Below are 14,880 nucleotides of genomic sequence, written 5' to 3'. Positions count from 1 at the left end.
TATCAATTCCAATTCCTTTGAAATTAGCGATCGCTTGTGGGTGAAAAATCATCTTGACCCTGATGAGGAAAAACTACGGGTTTCAAGTTAGACGAGGTTTAACTCCCAATATGCCGAGAATATTTGAAGCTTGTCCACCTGTCACCCGTGTGAGAATATTTTGTACGCCGTCAGGGTTACTAAAATATACTCGTTGAGTGTCATTAATATTAAATTGGCTAAAACTGTGAAATAAATTAGCTCCTCGTTGCGCTCCACCCTCAATAAAATCGTAGTTGACACCGTTAATGGGAATGTTTGGTATGAGTTGAGAACTTTCTGCGCCTAATGTATTGTCGGGGGTGATTTGGGCTTGGGCGGGAGAGAAAAAGCTCACTTCGACTTCGCTCAGTGAGCAAATTGTCAACACGGTTGATGTGAGGCAGAAGGAAAGAATGCGGGCGTAGATGCGTAGGGGCTTGTCGTAAGACATCGCATGATGTATTTTCATATGCTGATGCTAAAAACTAGGCTTAAAGAAAATTGATAAATTTGTAGTAAGCACTGAAGTGCTTAATAATCAAGGACTATAGAACTTACTACAAAATTTATGAATACATGCTTTATTGAATTTGAGATGTTGTGGCTGATGGTGGCTTGGCTGTACAAATATTGGCAATAAATTCTTCGCGTTGCTTAAGGAATGATTGAGAGGGTTTGTCTACTTCATAAAGTGTCTGAAAAGCATCAGACCAAAGGTAAAATTTTCCTTGTTCCCTTTGATGTTTAATTTCGTAATTGAGAAAGTAATCGGCTTTTTCTAAGGCAATCTTTTCTGATGACGCTTTGTTAGCTTTAAGTTGTTGTTCTAATGTTTGCAAGTCGGCTTGAATTTTTTGCCGATCGCTTTTTTCCATAACTTGAAACCAGTTCCACGGAGCATTATTTGATACTGATAGTTGCCATTGATAAGATTTGCCTGGTTCTAGGGGTTTTTCTGCATCGTAAACAGCTTGTTTGTCGCTAACTTTGACGGTTTTTTCCCAGATGACTTCTTCGGTTTCGCGATCGCGTACCACCAGTTTCGCTTCTTGATCTTTGCCAAAATACTGCCACAAAAATATAGGGCGATCGCTCCAAGTAATATATGTCTCCACTAACCCAGGTGCAATGGAACACATAAAACCTCTTGACGCTAGCCGTCTTTTTGGGCGACGCTGCCAAAGTGAGCTAATTCCACTAGTAGCTTGGGCGATGATGTCTCCAGTTTGGGGAATCTGTTGGGCGCTACTCAGATCGCCAGATGCGATCGCAAAAGGAATAAGTGCCAAGCTAAATAATTTACGCATGATTGTTTCTCCTTGTAGCTGGTAAAACGTATGCTAAAAATACTGCCGAGGGTAAAAACCAAGGAAGTAAAATCGCGCCGGAAATGTATAGTTGCAATCCGCCAATACCGTAGAGAGTGACTGCACCTATGGAACCTGCCATAATTTGTCGCCGTCTGCTGAGGCTTAAACGCGACTGATTTTTAATGATAAATACAGTGATTTTACCGAAAATAATAGCAATCCCAATCATCCAAATATCCGGGATCGGAATCACTAAGCGTTTGGTGAGGAAATGGTGAACCATATATGCTAATGTTTCACCCCCAGTTAGCCATTGTTGCTGCGTCCAATAACTGATAGCTGCTGGTGATGGTGCGCGATCCGATTGCCCTGGGGCGATTCCTAAGCGTTCGTCACTACCAACAGCAATTAACACTACCTGTTTGGACATTAAAGGAAATTTGTTAATATCTGGCTGTTCGATTAATTGCCAAGCAGGTATGGTTTGATACACCTGTTTTGGTGGAATTGAATAATCTAAGATGGGTTGTAAACCAAAAGGCGATCGCCATTGCGATAATGCAGATAAGTTACCGGGTTTGTTATGCTTTTGAATAATATCGAGAACTTCCGCCCGTAAATTTTGCTGTCGGTTGGTGTTTGGTTGGGGAAATCCTTCAATTTCGTCTTTGGCTAAATATACCAGCGACAGCAAATAAGCAAAGGGACAAGTTTTGCGACAATCTTGTTGTGCATCTGGAACTTCGACAAAGTTGGGGTAAGCATCGATGTATCCTTGCAATGTCCAATCCCACTTATTAATCTCCAGTGCTTCATTTGCGCCGACTTCTCGGTTTTCTTCCAAAACAGCCGCCAACATTAACCACATATTTGCATCGACTGCTTGACTTACCGCTTTACCTAAATCTCGATCTGCCGATGCTGGATCTTTTTGTGGTGTATCAAAAATAAAGTCTAAACCGACAACCGAAGCTTTTAATTTGCGCGTACTATCCACCAATTTACTGATATAACTGCGGTTCAGGGGTAAAATTTGGGTGTTCGGCATTTGTGCACGGTAAAGGGATTCAGTATCAATTTGCACTAATGCGACTGGAGGGGCTTGTTCGGTGGGGATTTGGGCTGTGACGTTGCGGTAAACTGATTGGGTTAATACTCTGGCTTCTAACAGCAGTTCTTGAACGGGAACAAGGAAACCTAAACTCAGACTTAAGGCTAATGCGATCGCCTCTAAGCGATTGGGTATACTTTGACGCAGGCGTTGTTGCCAGCGAAAAGCCGGGATGCGGTAGAGTTCCGCCCCCGGATGGCAAAATAAGGAAGGCACTAAATAGGATGAAGGGTAGGTGTGGCTTTTATCCATCCTGAGAAATTGTCTAGCCTCAATCAAGGACTCGTATACATCGAGGTGCTTTGCTAATCCTTGGAGGAACCGCACCATAAACCCTTGGGCGACGCTATTATGAATGGGTTCGCGCATCACCACCACTTGTCCAAAACCCAAGTCAATTAAGGCATCAGCGATACTTAAACCACTACAAGAATTAAATATTGCTACTTGCAGTCCGTGTTTTTTCGCAGCGCTGAGATGAGGTGCAATTTCTTTAATCGATATAGAGACATCAGGTGCAATCCCTAATTCGCCGCCTGTCATCTCGGTTTCATTACTATGCCCTGCAAAAAATAATACATCCCAACCGCGCTCGTCGGCGATCGCTTCGGTAATTTCTTGAATGACTTGAGCAGCTGTATATTGTGGTTGCCAACCAGCAAACTCAACATCAGCAATCCGCATGAGTGATTTTAAAGCCTCTTTTTCGGCTTTAAAATTCAACCCAGTATCATCACCCAAAATCGCTAAAATTCGCGGTCTACCTTGACGTTTATCTTGAGATTCTGTAGAAATATTTAAAGGTGTGCGGATAATTTGAATTGCCTCATTCGTAGCAAATTCATTACCTAATTCCCAGGCTTCCCAAGGAAAACGATCTAACTCTAAAGGCGCACAGGTAAGGAATATTTGGATAGCTATATTAGTATCGGGATTATCCTTACTAAATTGTTGACTTGTTTGGGCAATTTGGGCGCGAATTTCATATAATTCTGCACTGCGTAACCAGCGATGAAACTCATACATAAATTTAGTTTCGGCTTTCACTAGTTCTGCGTGCCAATCGACAGTGAGTTTAGCCACACCACCATCAACAGTACGCCCGCGCATATTTTCCGAACGATAAAAATTTAGATATGCTCGTCGCCAATCTTGATATAGCTGAGTTAATACTGGGGGATAATTAATTTGTGCATTTAATCTTTGTCCCTTTCCCCAAGTGAGTTCAAATAAACAAATTTGGTCAATTTTCTGAACTTTTAAATTAAAAATATAGTCGTTATTATTCATAGTTAATTATTTATAGCTGTTGACTGTTAACTGTTGATTGTTGACAGACTTGAAAGCCTTTTATTATCAGAGATTTATCTTAGCTTGATGTCCTAATATATCTGGCTAAGGCTATACTATAATTAAATACTAGCCCCTAGCCTCTAGCCCTAAACCAAAAGGCGGAATTTCAAATACATTATCATCAGCAGTGACTATTACCGAAAATTGTTCGTTTAAACTGCCAATTACTTGAGCGTAGAGAATACCTTGACTGGGATCTAAGAGAGATTCCTCGAATAATTTTTGTGTTTCATCGCGTACTTCTAATGTTAAAGTATTGGGAATTGCTGCTTGTGGTTGGGAACCTAACACAATTAATAATATCCATTCAGGATTATCTGGTGTTTCATTTAATTCCCAGGTAATTGCATACATTCTGACACTACTTTGTGGACTATCTAAATCGCGGTAAGCCCCCCCTGCTGATGCAGGAATATATACTCCTTGCTGTTCTAAACTAGCGCGAATTGGGTCAAAACTTTCTTGTACATAACGGAAGGAACGCATTTCAGAAAATGCAGGCGATGGCATTAATAGCCAACCTAATTCTTGAGTGACTGTATCTATTTGATTATTCAGCCATGAACCAACATTAATTATGGGTTGTAATAAGGAAGGTTTTGCTGCTTGATAAACCCAGTTAATTAAATCGGGATTACTAAATAAGGTGATACTTTCATTAACTGTAAGTAAGTCCCAGAGATATTGTTTTTTTAGTTGCGGTTTTAATCTAATTAACTTTTGTTTTAAAGCCACAACTTTGTTAGTTTCTCTGGAAACACTTGCAGGTAAATGAATTGCATCGGGATTGAGACAGCGAAGATTTAATAATAAGGCATTGGGATTGGAATTAAAGCAACTTTGGGGTAACGTATATGTCCAATCTCGCTCTATTTGTAATCTAGCTGTTTGTTGGTAACTACTGTATTGTTCGTAGTTCATAAATCCAGAGATAGCAACCTGTTGTTCTTCTTCCTGAACTTGCATTAATACATAAAAATGAGCCGCAAAATCGGGACTTTCAAAAACAGCATGAGGTATACTATGTTGGTCATTAAAAACGCTAGCAGTAATGACACAAATTTTAAAAGCACCAACTTGAATATTACAAGCTGCGGCTAATAAATTCGCGGTTGCTGGTTGCCAAATAGAAGCAGCATCGCTGTGTATTTCTAAATCAGGGGCGCGTTCTTTTAACCATTGTGTAAATCCCAAAGTTCCCAAGGCGCAAAGGTAAACTGCCCAGCGTTGTTGTGATAAATGAATTGATTCCGTTAGCCGGATAGCTTGATTTAAATGTTCTGGTAATAATTCCGTTTGGGTTTCATTTAGCGGATACCAATCTAAATCATCGTTAAAATCTAAATCTGGTGTAGGATTGTTAATCATAGTTAGTCAGTTGTCAGTTGTCAGTTGTGATTGGGCATGGGGCATTGGGCATTGGGCATTGGAACAATAGAATTCTTAATTTTGAATTTTGAATTTTGAATTATTTGTCTGCCCTTTTTCCTTCTAAATAACTGCATAATCTCCGGGCTAATAAACCACATAAAGGTTGATTTCGCTGGGGGTTTCTGGTTTCTGATTCGGCTTCTTGAATAATGGTGTTAATTTGTTCGTCTAAAATTACTTCTAATTGGTTTTCTAAATTTTCTAGGCGTTGAGCATCTGTAAATTGTTGAGCGATTTCTAAAACGCGATCGCGTAAAATTATTAACAGTTTTTGGCGTATATCTGCCCGCAAATCATTTAACTTTAATAACCGCGTTACTTCATATTGTTTTTTCATTCCTAGTTCCGGAGCAATTTGGCTCATCGGTTTACCTTGACAATGAAAAAGATGTAATCCAGTAACAAATGATTGGCTAATTTCTTGATTTGCACTGCGCTTGCGTTGGAGTTGAGTAATAAAACTTTCCACAACTTGAGAAATCGCTGTATCTAAAGATTCGAGAAATTGCTGTTGATATAAATTAATAAATTCAAATTTTTCTGTGTCATCATCTTGGGTAATTTGCGAGCGCTCTACAATGGGTTGAATCTCTGGTTGATCGTAAGCCACTGAGGAAACATAGCCGCCTTGGCTAACAATCCTGTATTGTCTGAGCTTTTGCGCCATTGCTTGCAGTTGCTTTAACACTGCTTCTTCGCTAAGTCTGCGATTAGTTCGGCTTTGTAAATCCTGCGCAATCTCGCTTAACTGTTCCGATGTGGGAATCTGACAGCGAACATTTACCCCAGACAATTTTTGTTGTAAGCGTTCTTCACGGTAAACTGCGTGATAACTCATCAACAATTGACAGATTTGCTCAATCTCTCCTGGCGTTAAATGATACATTTCCGCTAGAATTCGTTGTAATTGCTTGGGATTTGTATTATTCAACAGCGCCCAATCGCTAATTAACAACACACCATGCTGGAGTAAAAAGCGCTTGAGTTCGGGACTTTGTTTAACATAGCGGTTTACCCATGAATTCAGCGTTCCTTTAACAGGATCGAATGTTTTTAACAGCTTGGTTGCTAAAGATTCATAAGTTGATTTGCGGACTCTTGGTTTTTCAGATGTAGTTAAGATAACTTGGTCATCCAAAACAAAGGGTAACAAATCCTCTGCTCTAAAACCGTGACGACTACCAAAGCGCAACGCTAAATCAAGGCAAACCTGGTAGATTTGGTAGGAGATATAGCAGCGCAAACAAATTTCTGCAAGGTGAGTTGATTCAGTGTCGCTAGTTTGTGACTGTTGTAATTGTTGCCACAAGTGACGAGCGATCGCAGCATCAGAAAGCTCAACCCCATCTGTTAATTGTGTTTGCAAATAACTTTTAGCTGCAACTATCATTTCCACCCGGCGCTTACTCGTAGACTCTAGCTTGACAAATTCCCAGAATTTTGCTGCTACCACGGTATTTTTACTTAATTTCAGCTAATCATTTTTCATTCTTTCACCTCCTTTGGGGAAATGCAATTTGTTTGGGCATGGGGCATGGGGCATGGGGCATTGGAATTTGACGACAATTCTTTATATTTATGGGGAGGGGGAACTTATGCAAAACCAATTTAGATGCTGATATCTTTACCAATGCCCAAATTTCATCAAAACTGCATAGCCTAAGTCATCACGGAGATATATGTTACTGACAGGATGACCTCAGTAACACCGATGAAAATACACAAAATCGCACTGATTACCCTCATTACCCTACTCATTGGACAAACACTCATTAACCAAAGCGTAATTGTGGGAATAAACCAAGCGTCAGCGCAAACCCCACAGGCGCGGAAAGCTGAAGCTGATAAATTGAATGAGCAAGGTATTAAGCAGTATCAAACCAGTCAATTTGAAGCTGCATTGCGATCGTGGCAACAAGCATTAATGATTTACCGAGAAATCAAAGACCGTAAAGGTGAGGCAAAGGTGCTGGGTAATATTGGTGTTGCTTACCATGCTTTGGGAGACTACAAAAAAGCGATTGACTACCAACAGCAGAAATTAGCCATCGCTAGGGAAACGAGAGACAGATTAAGCCAAGGACAGTCTCTGGGTAATCTCGGTAATGCTTACGATGCATTGGGAGATTACAAAAAAGCGATTGACTACCACTCAGAAAGTTTAGCTATCGCCAGGGAAATCAAAAATCGGTTAGGGGAAGGACAGTCTCTAGGTAATCTCGGTAATGCTTACCATGCTTTGGGAGACTACAAAAAAGCGATTGAGTACCACTCAGAAAGTTTAGCCATCGCCAGGGACATCAAAAATCAGTTAGGGGAAGGACAGTCTCTAGGTAATCTCGGTAATGCTTACCATGCTTTGGGAGACTACAAAAAAGCGATTGAGTACCACTCAGAAAGTTTAGCCATCGCCAGGGAAATCAAAAATCGGTTAGGGGAAGGACAGTCTCTAGGTAATCTCGGTAATGCTTACCATGCTTTGGGAGACTACAAAAAAGCGATTGAGTACCACTCAGAAAGTTTAGCCATTGCCCGTGAAATTAAATATCGTTTAGGTGAGGGACAGTCTCTAGGTAGTCTTGGTCTTGCTTACTTTTCTTTGGGAGACTACCCAAAAGCCATTGAGTACCAACAGCAGAGGTTAGCGATCGCCCGTGAAATTAAAGATCGTTTAGGTGAGGTACAGTCTCTAGGTAATCTCGGTAATGCTTACTATGCTTTGGGAGACTACCCAAAATCGATTGAGTACCATTCCTCCAGTTTAGCCATCTCTCGTGAAATTCAATATAGATTAGGAGAGGGAAAAACGCTAGCTAATCTTGGTAATACTTACTATGCTTTGGGAGACTACCGAAAAGCGATTGATTTCTACTCCTCCAGTTTAGCCATCTCCCATGAAATTAAAGACCGCTTAGGTGAAGGACAGTCTCTAAGTAGTCTCGGTAATGCTTATCATGCGTTGGGAAACTCCCCAAAAGCGATTGAGTACCATTCCTCAAGTTTAGACATCTCCCGCGAAATTAAAGACCGTAGGGGTGAGGGACTGTCTCTGGGTCATCTTGCTCTGGCTTATAATGTTTTGGGAGAATACCGAAAAGCAATTGAATACTATTCCTCAAGTTTAGCAATCACCCGTGAAATTAAAGATCGTTTAGGTGAGGGTGCGATGCTAGGTAATCTCGGTCTTACTTACTATGCTTTGGGAGACTACCGAAAAGCGATTGAGTACCACTCTTCCAGTTTAGTGATTGCCCGACAAATCAAAAACCGTAATGGAGAGGGTAGAAGTTTAAACAATCTAGGACTTGCTTTCTACAAACAAGGTAATTTTCCCGCAGCAGAGCAAACTTTGTATGAGGGAATTCAGGTTTGGGAATCTCTACGAAATACAAAGTTAGCTGATACTGATAAAGTGTCACTTTTTGACACCCAAAGTAACACCTACAGAATTTTACAACAAGTCCTCATCGCCAAAAATAAAACTGATGCTGCGTTAGAAATTGCCGAACGCGGCCGCGCTAGGGCATTTGTTGAGTTGTTAGCAACTCGTGTCTCTACTAATAATAAACAGGCGGATAAATCACCGCAAGCACCGACAATTGCCCAGATTAAACAAATTGCTCAACAGCAAAATGCCACTCTCGTTCAATATTCTATTATTGGGGATAATTTCAAAGTTGCTGGGAAACGACAAACTAAAGAATCAGACCTCTATATTTGGGTTATCAAGCCTACAGGTGAAGTTACATTCCGCAAAGTTGACCTTAAACCCCTATGGCTAAAAGATAATACAACCTTAGATGAATTAGTCACTCAAAGCCGTCTAGGTATTGGTGTGGTTAGAAGTGGACGCGCTGGTGGTATTGTCTCCAGTCAAAATCCTGATGCTGCAAAAGTTCAAAAACCATTACAAAAACTGCATGACATTTTAATTAAAGATATCGCTGATTTGTTACCAAAAAACACTAGCGAGCGAGTTATTTTCATTCCCCAAGGTTCTTTATTTCTCGCACCTTTTCCAGCTTTGCGCGATGAACAAGGTAAGTATTTAATTGAAAAACATACCATCCTCACTGCCCCAGCAATTCAAGTGTTAGATTTTACTCATCAATTAAATCAAGGTAAAACAACAAATTATAATAACGCTCTGATTGTCGGTAATCCAAATATGCCTGTAGTCTCTACAGAACCAGGTAAACCAGCAACACAGTTAGATCCACTACCAGGGGCGGAACAAGAAGCAAAAACTATTGCTGATTTATTAAAAACTAAAGCGATTCTCGGTAAAGATGCAACGAAAGCTAATATTCTGCAACGCTTATCAACAGCAGATGTAATTCATTTAGCTACTCACGGTTGGGCTGATGATAACCGGGGTTTGGGTAGCTGGATTGCGCTAGCACCTTCGGGTAAAGATAATGGCTTACTCACGGCTGAGGAAATTTTAGATTTAAAATTAAAAGCGCAATTAGTCGTTCTCAGTGCTTGCGAAACGGGAAAAGGTAAACTTTCCGGTGATGGTGTAATTGGGTTATCGCGTTCCTTAATTTCTGCGGGTGTTCCTAGTGTGCTGGTTTCCCTGTGGCAAGTACCCGATGCACCGACACAATATTTAATGGTGGAATTTTATAAGAGTTTGCAAACTCAGCCAGATAAAGCGCTGGCTTTGCGTCAAGCGATGTTGAAAACAAAAGAAAAATTCCCGAATCCTGTGAATTGGGCGGCGTTTACCTTAATTGGCGAAAGGTAGTTTGTAATTCGTGATCCATAGGTGTTGCAATGATGCTCGTATTTATAAGTTTTGCTTAAGTTTTTTAATTAAAATATAAGCAGTTATCGAAAATGCGATCGCATTTGCTATTTTCGCTTACGCATTTGCTATTTTCGCGAACTCATTTGTTATTTTTGCTTACGCATTTGCTATTTTCGCTTACGCATTTGTTATTTTTGCTTACGCATTTGCTATTTTCGCGAACTCATTTGTTATTTTCGCTTACGCATTTGCTATTTTTGCGAACTCATTTGCTATTTTTGCGATCGCATTTGCTATTTCCGCGATCGCATTTGTGATATTCGCGATCGCATTTGTAATGCCCAATGTCCAATGCCCAATGTCCAATGCCCCATGCCCAATTCTGTAAAATTAGACAAAGGTCGATAGCGATCGCATTACTCTAGATTGTAAAATTCAATAATATACAATGCCTTTACCCAGCAAATAAAGGAAGGGCGAGATGCAAGAGCGCGTGTTTGGACGTAAGCAAGTAAGTAAACCAAATTCTTCTCATCAATCGCTGGTATTACCGAATACTCCCACCCTGGCGAATTCTACAAAAAGCTTTGGTTTACCAAGCCATAATATTGTCCAAACAGCAACTGAAGAATCAGCTACTCTTCAAACAGTGCCATCGGTTGAGGGACAAACTTTATCATCACCAGCGATTGCGCCAAAATTTTTTAGTCATGATTTTAGCCGCATACCATTGCATCGTCCCCAAACAAAGCTGACAGTGGGAGAACCTGACGATCAGTACGAGCAAGAAGCTGATAACATGGCAGATCGGGTAATGCGCATGGTTTTGCCCAATCAACTTAACGCTTCTATCATCCAGCCTCCACAAAATTCCTTACAGCGCAAATGTGCAGCTTGTGAGGAAAAAGAAAAACTGCAAACTAAGCCATCTACACTATCAGCTAAATATGCAGGCTTAGAAGCAGAAAATAATCTTGAGAGTCGTTTAAATAGTAGTAAAGGTGGGGGTAGTCCTTTATCTCATGAAGTGCGTAGCTTCATGGAACCACGCTTTAATGCTGACTTTAGTGGCGTGCGTGTGCATACTGGTAGCGACGCTACCCAAATGAATCGAGAATTAAGCGCTCAAGCTTTTACCCACCACAAAGATATTTACTTTGGTGCGGGGAAGTCTCCTAGTAATGATGCCTTAACTGCTCATGAGTTAACTCATGTTGTACAGCAAAGCCCAGAAATTGGCAATCAACTAGCATACAATCAACAATCTACCCAGCAAATTCAACGCGCAACCGGTGATGGACACGATTTGAGTTCACCGCGATTTGCCGGAGATGCAATTTTAGAAGATATCTATGATGGTACTACCACCTTAAAACAAGGTGACGAAAATGACGCCGTGCGCAAAGTTCAACACGCCATCCATGATGCCGGTATTTTATTTATGATTCATGGTGTTGATGGCAAATTTGGGCGAGAAACGGAACGATTAGTGACTCAGTTTCAAGCGCGACATCGCATCACTACCGATCCTAGAGGAGAAGTAGGCGCTGCGACTATCGCTAAATTAGATCAACTTTTTCCCGCATTAGCATTACCTAGCACATCTGGCGATCCCTATACATTTGCGGGAATGTTAGAGATACTTTGTCAGTGGAATTCAGCCATGATTAGAGATTTAAGAAATCTCCGGGTAGAAATGGTTGGCGGTTTAGAATGGGCTGATGAAGAATTTGATGGTACAAATTGGGTACCTCGTCCCATGCCGGGAGCTGGTGAAACCTCTGGAACTTCAATTATCATTGCCACTAACGGTAGTAACGAAGAAGTTGCAAAAGCTCTTTACCATGAGTATCAACATGCTAGAACTCCATCAGTGTATCGTTTAGGTAATTGGAGTGATGAAGAATCACGAGTTTACACAATGGAAACCAATTGGTCAATCGATCGCGGGATGACACCCGATCCGAATTTGACAACTACCGATCCCGTAACCGGAGAAGTCACAGCTGACACAACTGGAATTCAATCAACAGTCGAAAGCTATCCTGGCTTAGATGCGGCTAATCCAGGTGAAGTAATTGCTAAAGTTGGCACTAACAGAGTGAGAGTACGTATGCCCAACGGTAGAATTACAGTCAGGAATGCTGTAGCCGGAGATTCTATACCTGGCCCTCGCCATATTATTCCACCACGCCATGTGGTGCGCGATCGCGAATGGCGCTGCTAAAGTTGCTAGTATTTCTAGGAATCATCCTATCTGTAGTGCTAATTTTTCACATTACCCCGCACAATGATGCTACTGAAATCATACAGGTAAACAAATCAGCTATGTTAAATGAATCGCTGATCTCCAGGGGAATTCCCGTTGAAACAAGCTTCTACTCGCCACAAGAAGCAGTCATTACGCATGGAGTTATAGAAATCGCAAATCACAGCCAAACTGTTTATCAAGCTGCAATTAAAAAAGTGATTTGTCATGTCGGTGCAGAAACTATTCCCGTTGATAGTTTTTTTCTGTATCGCTTACCTGATTATGAGGAATTAGACTCCAATAAATTTACCCAAACAGGGTTAACTACAAGTCAGTATGAAGTCAGTTTTTCATCTATTCCTGCTATTAGCTATTTAAATCGGGAAATTCAAGTTGAAATAGAACTGAGTTTCAATGGAGAAGTTATTTCTCTGCGGAGTCCCTATATGATTACTATCCGTACCAAAAAACATTAATAACAATTCAAAATTATACTGTTTCCGCCTTTTGATGCCAGATACAGCTTGTCAACCGATGCATTAATATAATACCAATTTAAATAGTGTTTCCGGCACATCAATATATTCTAGAGGGCATGGCAATGCCAATGCCCCTACCATCTGTCGCATTCTTGTTTCAAATTGGTATAACAAGCCGATGTTTTTGTATAACGAGTCAATTTTTTGTTACAGAAGGTGATTTTTTGTTATGGAAATTGACTTTTTCTTATAACAAGTTGCAAAAAATTATGATTTTTTCTAAAAAATTAGAAAAATATTTATATTTTATATAATCAAAGCCAAGCAATAGCTGCAATTTTATCTTGAACATTTGACGATTTTTAATATATATTAAATTTTTTCATATACTAAATCTTAGAAAAAAATATTGTTCTGATTTAAGCCTAACTCTATCAGTTAAGATCTGAGTTATAAATAAGACATCAGTGTTAATATTGGTGTCCTAAAACTGAAGTATATTAGGAAACAAAAGTGAAAAATCAACTATTCAGGATAGCTACCGGATTAGCACTTATATCTACTAGTGTAATTATCCATACGGGTATAGCTAATCAAATAGCCTTAGCAAAAACAAAAAATCCGACAAAATGTAATATTTATGCTTACATTGATGTCTCGTCTGGGCAAGCTTTAAATGTGCGCACTGGTGCAAGTAGCCAACATAAAATTTTAGGACAAATACCTGTGAATGAGACTGTTCAAGTTATTGCTGCTGTACCAAATTGGGCAAGAGTTACTAATGCTAGCGGTGGTTACAAAGGAACTGGGTGGGTATCTATGCCAAAGTTAGGTCTAGCAACAACAGGCTATGGTACTAAAGGTGTGAAGCTTTATGCTAAAACCAATCAAAAAAGCCAAGTCATCGTTCGCATTCCACCTAGTACAAATGTTAATTTATTAGGTTGTCAAGGCGGCTGGGCGCTGGTGGAATATAAAGGAATTAAGGGTTGGTTATTCAGAGAAGATCAATGTGGTGCAGCGCTGACTAGTTGTTCTTGATGTAGGTAATAGGCAATAGGAAAGCCAATCAGTGCGATGTGGAAGATAAGGAGAAATAATAATTTCTATTGCCTATTGTATTGTTAACCAATAATTAATGACCAATAACTAATTAATCAGCAATAGCTTGTTTTTTTTCTTTCACCGCTCGTCTTCCCCAAGGCTTGAGAACAGAGATAGCGATGATGACTACAAGCAAGAGAATTTGAAATAAACTTCCAATCAAAACTCCTTGAACATCAAATGAATAAATTGAATTCTTAAACGCTTCTAATCCTTCCTTGGCCGAGATACTTTCTGCGGCATTTCCCCAAGGAAATAGCCAGAAGGTGCCAAATATTACTAATCCAGTCGTCAAAATCCACTTCACAATTACCCAGTAGAACTTAAAAAATCCATAATTGGTTGTCCAGCAAAGCAAAGTTGCGGTAACAACTGAACCAATTGCTGAGGGAATTACAATATAGTCGTCCAGCAAGGTAATTGCTGAGTTAAGCGCATAGAGAGCATCTGCGTTGGTAGTATTTGTATTTCTCTGTGACAAAAGAAGCATACTTAAAACAGTTCCTGTCCAAAGTGCAGCACAACAAACATGTGCTGACAATAACCAGTTTTTTTGTTGGATACTAAGCTTTGGCATTTTTTCTCCTCAATAAATGTTTCTAACTGATGATCTGTACAAATATGAAGTCTGTGTTTGTCTAAATTGTATAGATCAATACTTAAAACCTTATTTGATCAATCGTAACAGGTCAAACTCTTGGCGAATATTGAATAGCGATCGCTCTAGTAACGGTTCAAATTCTATACAAGGTAGTAACTTCTTACAATTGCGGTTTTAAACCAAATGGGAATTAATTCAATAATTACCCCAGGAAGTACCCACAAAATCGCTCCATACAGATGCAGCGCCCTTCTCAAAGTGTTTGTGTTTTCGGCAGAGTTTCGGGTTAAAGAAGGAGAAATCTTAAATTTTCAAGGTAAAAATCTTTACTCCCTCTTAAGATAGTTATGTTTATTTCCATTAGGATAATTAGAAGTCACAAAAGTATGAGTTTACTTGAATATTTTCAAAGTCAGAGAAATTACAAATTAAATTGTTGATATTAATTGGCTATAGGTGAAAACTT

General features: G+C 39.9%; 10 protein-coding genes. 4 read left to right on the top strand and 6 right to left on the bottom strand.

Features of this window, described 5'->3' with window-relative positions; all coding sequences use genetic code 11:
* Positions 1-82 precede the first annotated feature (82 nt).
* From H6G41_RS11210 to H6G41_RS11190, 5 genes are all read right to left on the bottom strand, one after another.
* Positions 83-490 (bottom strand): filamentous hemagglutinin N-terminal domain-containing protein, encoded by a 408-nt coding sequence (locus H6G41_RS11210; RefSeq protein WP_374939420.1) that lies wholly within the window; start codon positions 488-490, stop codon positions 83-85.
* A 112-nt stretch (positions 491-602) separates the two neighbouring features.
* Positions 603-1,328: a DUF928 domain-containing protein gene (locus tag H6G41_RS11205; RefSeq protein ID WP_190746268.1), complete on the bottom strand. Its 726-nt coding sequence runs from the start codon at positions 1,326-1,328 to the stop codon at positions 603-605.
* A complete protein-coding gene (locus H6G41_RS11200) occupies positions 1,321-3,732 on the bottom strand; it encodes a CHASE2 domain-containing protein (RefSeq protein ID WP_190746267.1) in 2,412 nt (803 codons plus the stop codon). Before H6G41_RS11200 ends, H6G41_RS11205 begins: the two co-directional genes overlap by 8 nt.
* Before the next feature lie 129 nt (positions 3,733-3,861).
* Entirely contained in the window at positions 3,862-5,163 is a 1,302-nt protein-coding gene (locus H6G41_RS11195; RefSeq protein ID WP_190746266.1) for a DUF1822 family protein, read from the bottom strand.
* Positions 5,164-5,263: 100 nt separating this feature from the next.
* Positions 5,264-6,679 carry a hypothetical protein gene (locus tag H6G41_RS11190; RefSeq protein ID WP_308796207.1) on the bottom strand — a complete coding sequence of 472 codons (1,416 nt, stop codon included), beginning with the start codon at positions 6,677-6,679 and terminating at the stop codon, positions 5,264-5,266.
* Positions 6,680-6,937: 258 nt separating this feature from the next.
* Between H6G41_RS11190 and H6G41_RS11185 the strand changes: the two genes are divergently transcribed.
* The 4 genes from H6G41_RS11185 to H6G41_RS36080 all read left to right on the top strand — a co-directional run bounded on the left by H6G41_RS11185 (position 6,938) and on the right by H6G41_RS36080 (position 13,750).
* Positions 6,938-9,976: a tetratricopeptide repeat protein gene (locus tag H6G41_RS11185; RefSeq protein WP_190746265.1), complete on the top strand. Its 3,039-nt coding sequence runs from the start codon at positions 6,938-6,940 to the stop codon at positions 9,974-9,976.
* Positions 9,977-10,460: 484 nt separating this feature from the next.
* Complete coding sequence (locus tag H6G41_RS11180) at positions 10,461-12,206, top strand: DUF4157 domain-containing protein (RefSeq protein ID WP_190746264.1); 1,746 nt, start codon at positions 10,461-10,463, stop codon at positions 12,204-12,206.
* Positions 12,207-12,307: 101 nt separating this feature from the next.
* Positions 12,308-12,706, top strand: a complete 399-nt coding sequence (locus H6G41_RS11175; RefSeq protein ID WP_190746263.1) for a hypothetical protein — start codon at positions 12,308-12,310, stop codon at positions 12,704-12,706.
* Between the two features lie 516 nt (positions 12,707-13,222).
* Positions 13,223-13,750: an SH3 domain-containing protein gene (locus tag H6G41_RS36080; protein ID WP_190746262.1), complete on the top strand. Its 528-nt coding sequence runs from the start codon at positions 13,223-13,225 to the stop codon at positions 13,748-13,750.
* A gap of 112 nt (positions 13,751-13,862) precedes the next feature.
* On the opposite strand, the gene H6G41_RS11165 is transcribed toward H6G41_RS36080, so the two are convergent.
* Positions 13,863-14,390 carry a hypothetical protein gene (locus tag H6G41_RS11165; protein ID WP_190746261.1) on the bottom strand — a complete coding sequence of 176 codons (528 nt, stop codon included), beginning with the start codon at positions 14,388-14,390 and terminating at the stop codon, positions 13,863-13,865.
* Positions 14,391-14,880 lie beyond the last annotated feature (490 nt).

This window comes from Tolypothrix sp. FACHB-123, from assembly GCF_014697075.1.
GTDB lineage: Bacteria > Cyanobacteriota > Cyanobacteriia > Cyanobacteriales > Nostocaceae > Aulosira.
Note: the sequence above shows the minus strand (reverse complement) of the source record. Positions and strands in the feature narration are given on the sequence as shown.

Coding starts and splice junctions, on each gene's coding strand:
- H6G41_RS11205 (WP_190746268.1), bottom strand. CDS start 1,328: ATGCGTAAATTATTTAGCTTGGCACTTATTCCTTTTGCGATCGCATCT.
- H6G41_RS11200 (WP_190746267.1), bottom strand. CDS start 3,732: ATGAATAATAACGACTATATTTTTAATTTAAAAGTTCAGAAAATTGAC.
- H6G41_RS11180 (WP_190746264.1), top strand. CDS start 10,461: ATGCAAGAGCGCGTGTTTGGACGTAAGCAAGTAAGTAAACCAAATTCT.
- H6G41_RS11175 (WP_190746263.1), top strand. CDS start 12,308: ATGTTAAATGAATCGCTGATCTCCAGGGGAATTCCCGTTGAAACAAGC.
- H6G41_RS11195 (WP_190746266.1), bottom strand. CDS start 5,163: ATGATTAACAATCCTACACCAGATTTAGATTTTAACGATGATTTAGAT.
- H6G41_RS11185 (WP_190746265.1), top strand. CDS start 6,938: ATGAAAATACACAAAATCGCACTGATTACCCTCATTACCCTACTCATT.
- H6G41_RS11165 (WP_190746261.1), bottom strand. CDS start 14,390: ATGCCAAAGCTTAGTATCCAACAAAAAAACTGGTTATTGTCAGCACAT.
- H6G41_RS11210 (WP_374939420.1), bottom strand. CDS start 490: ATGAAAATACATCATGCGATGTCTTACGACAAGCCCCTACGCATCTAC.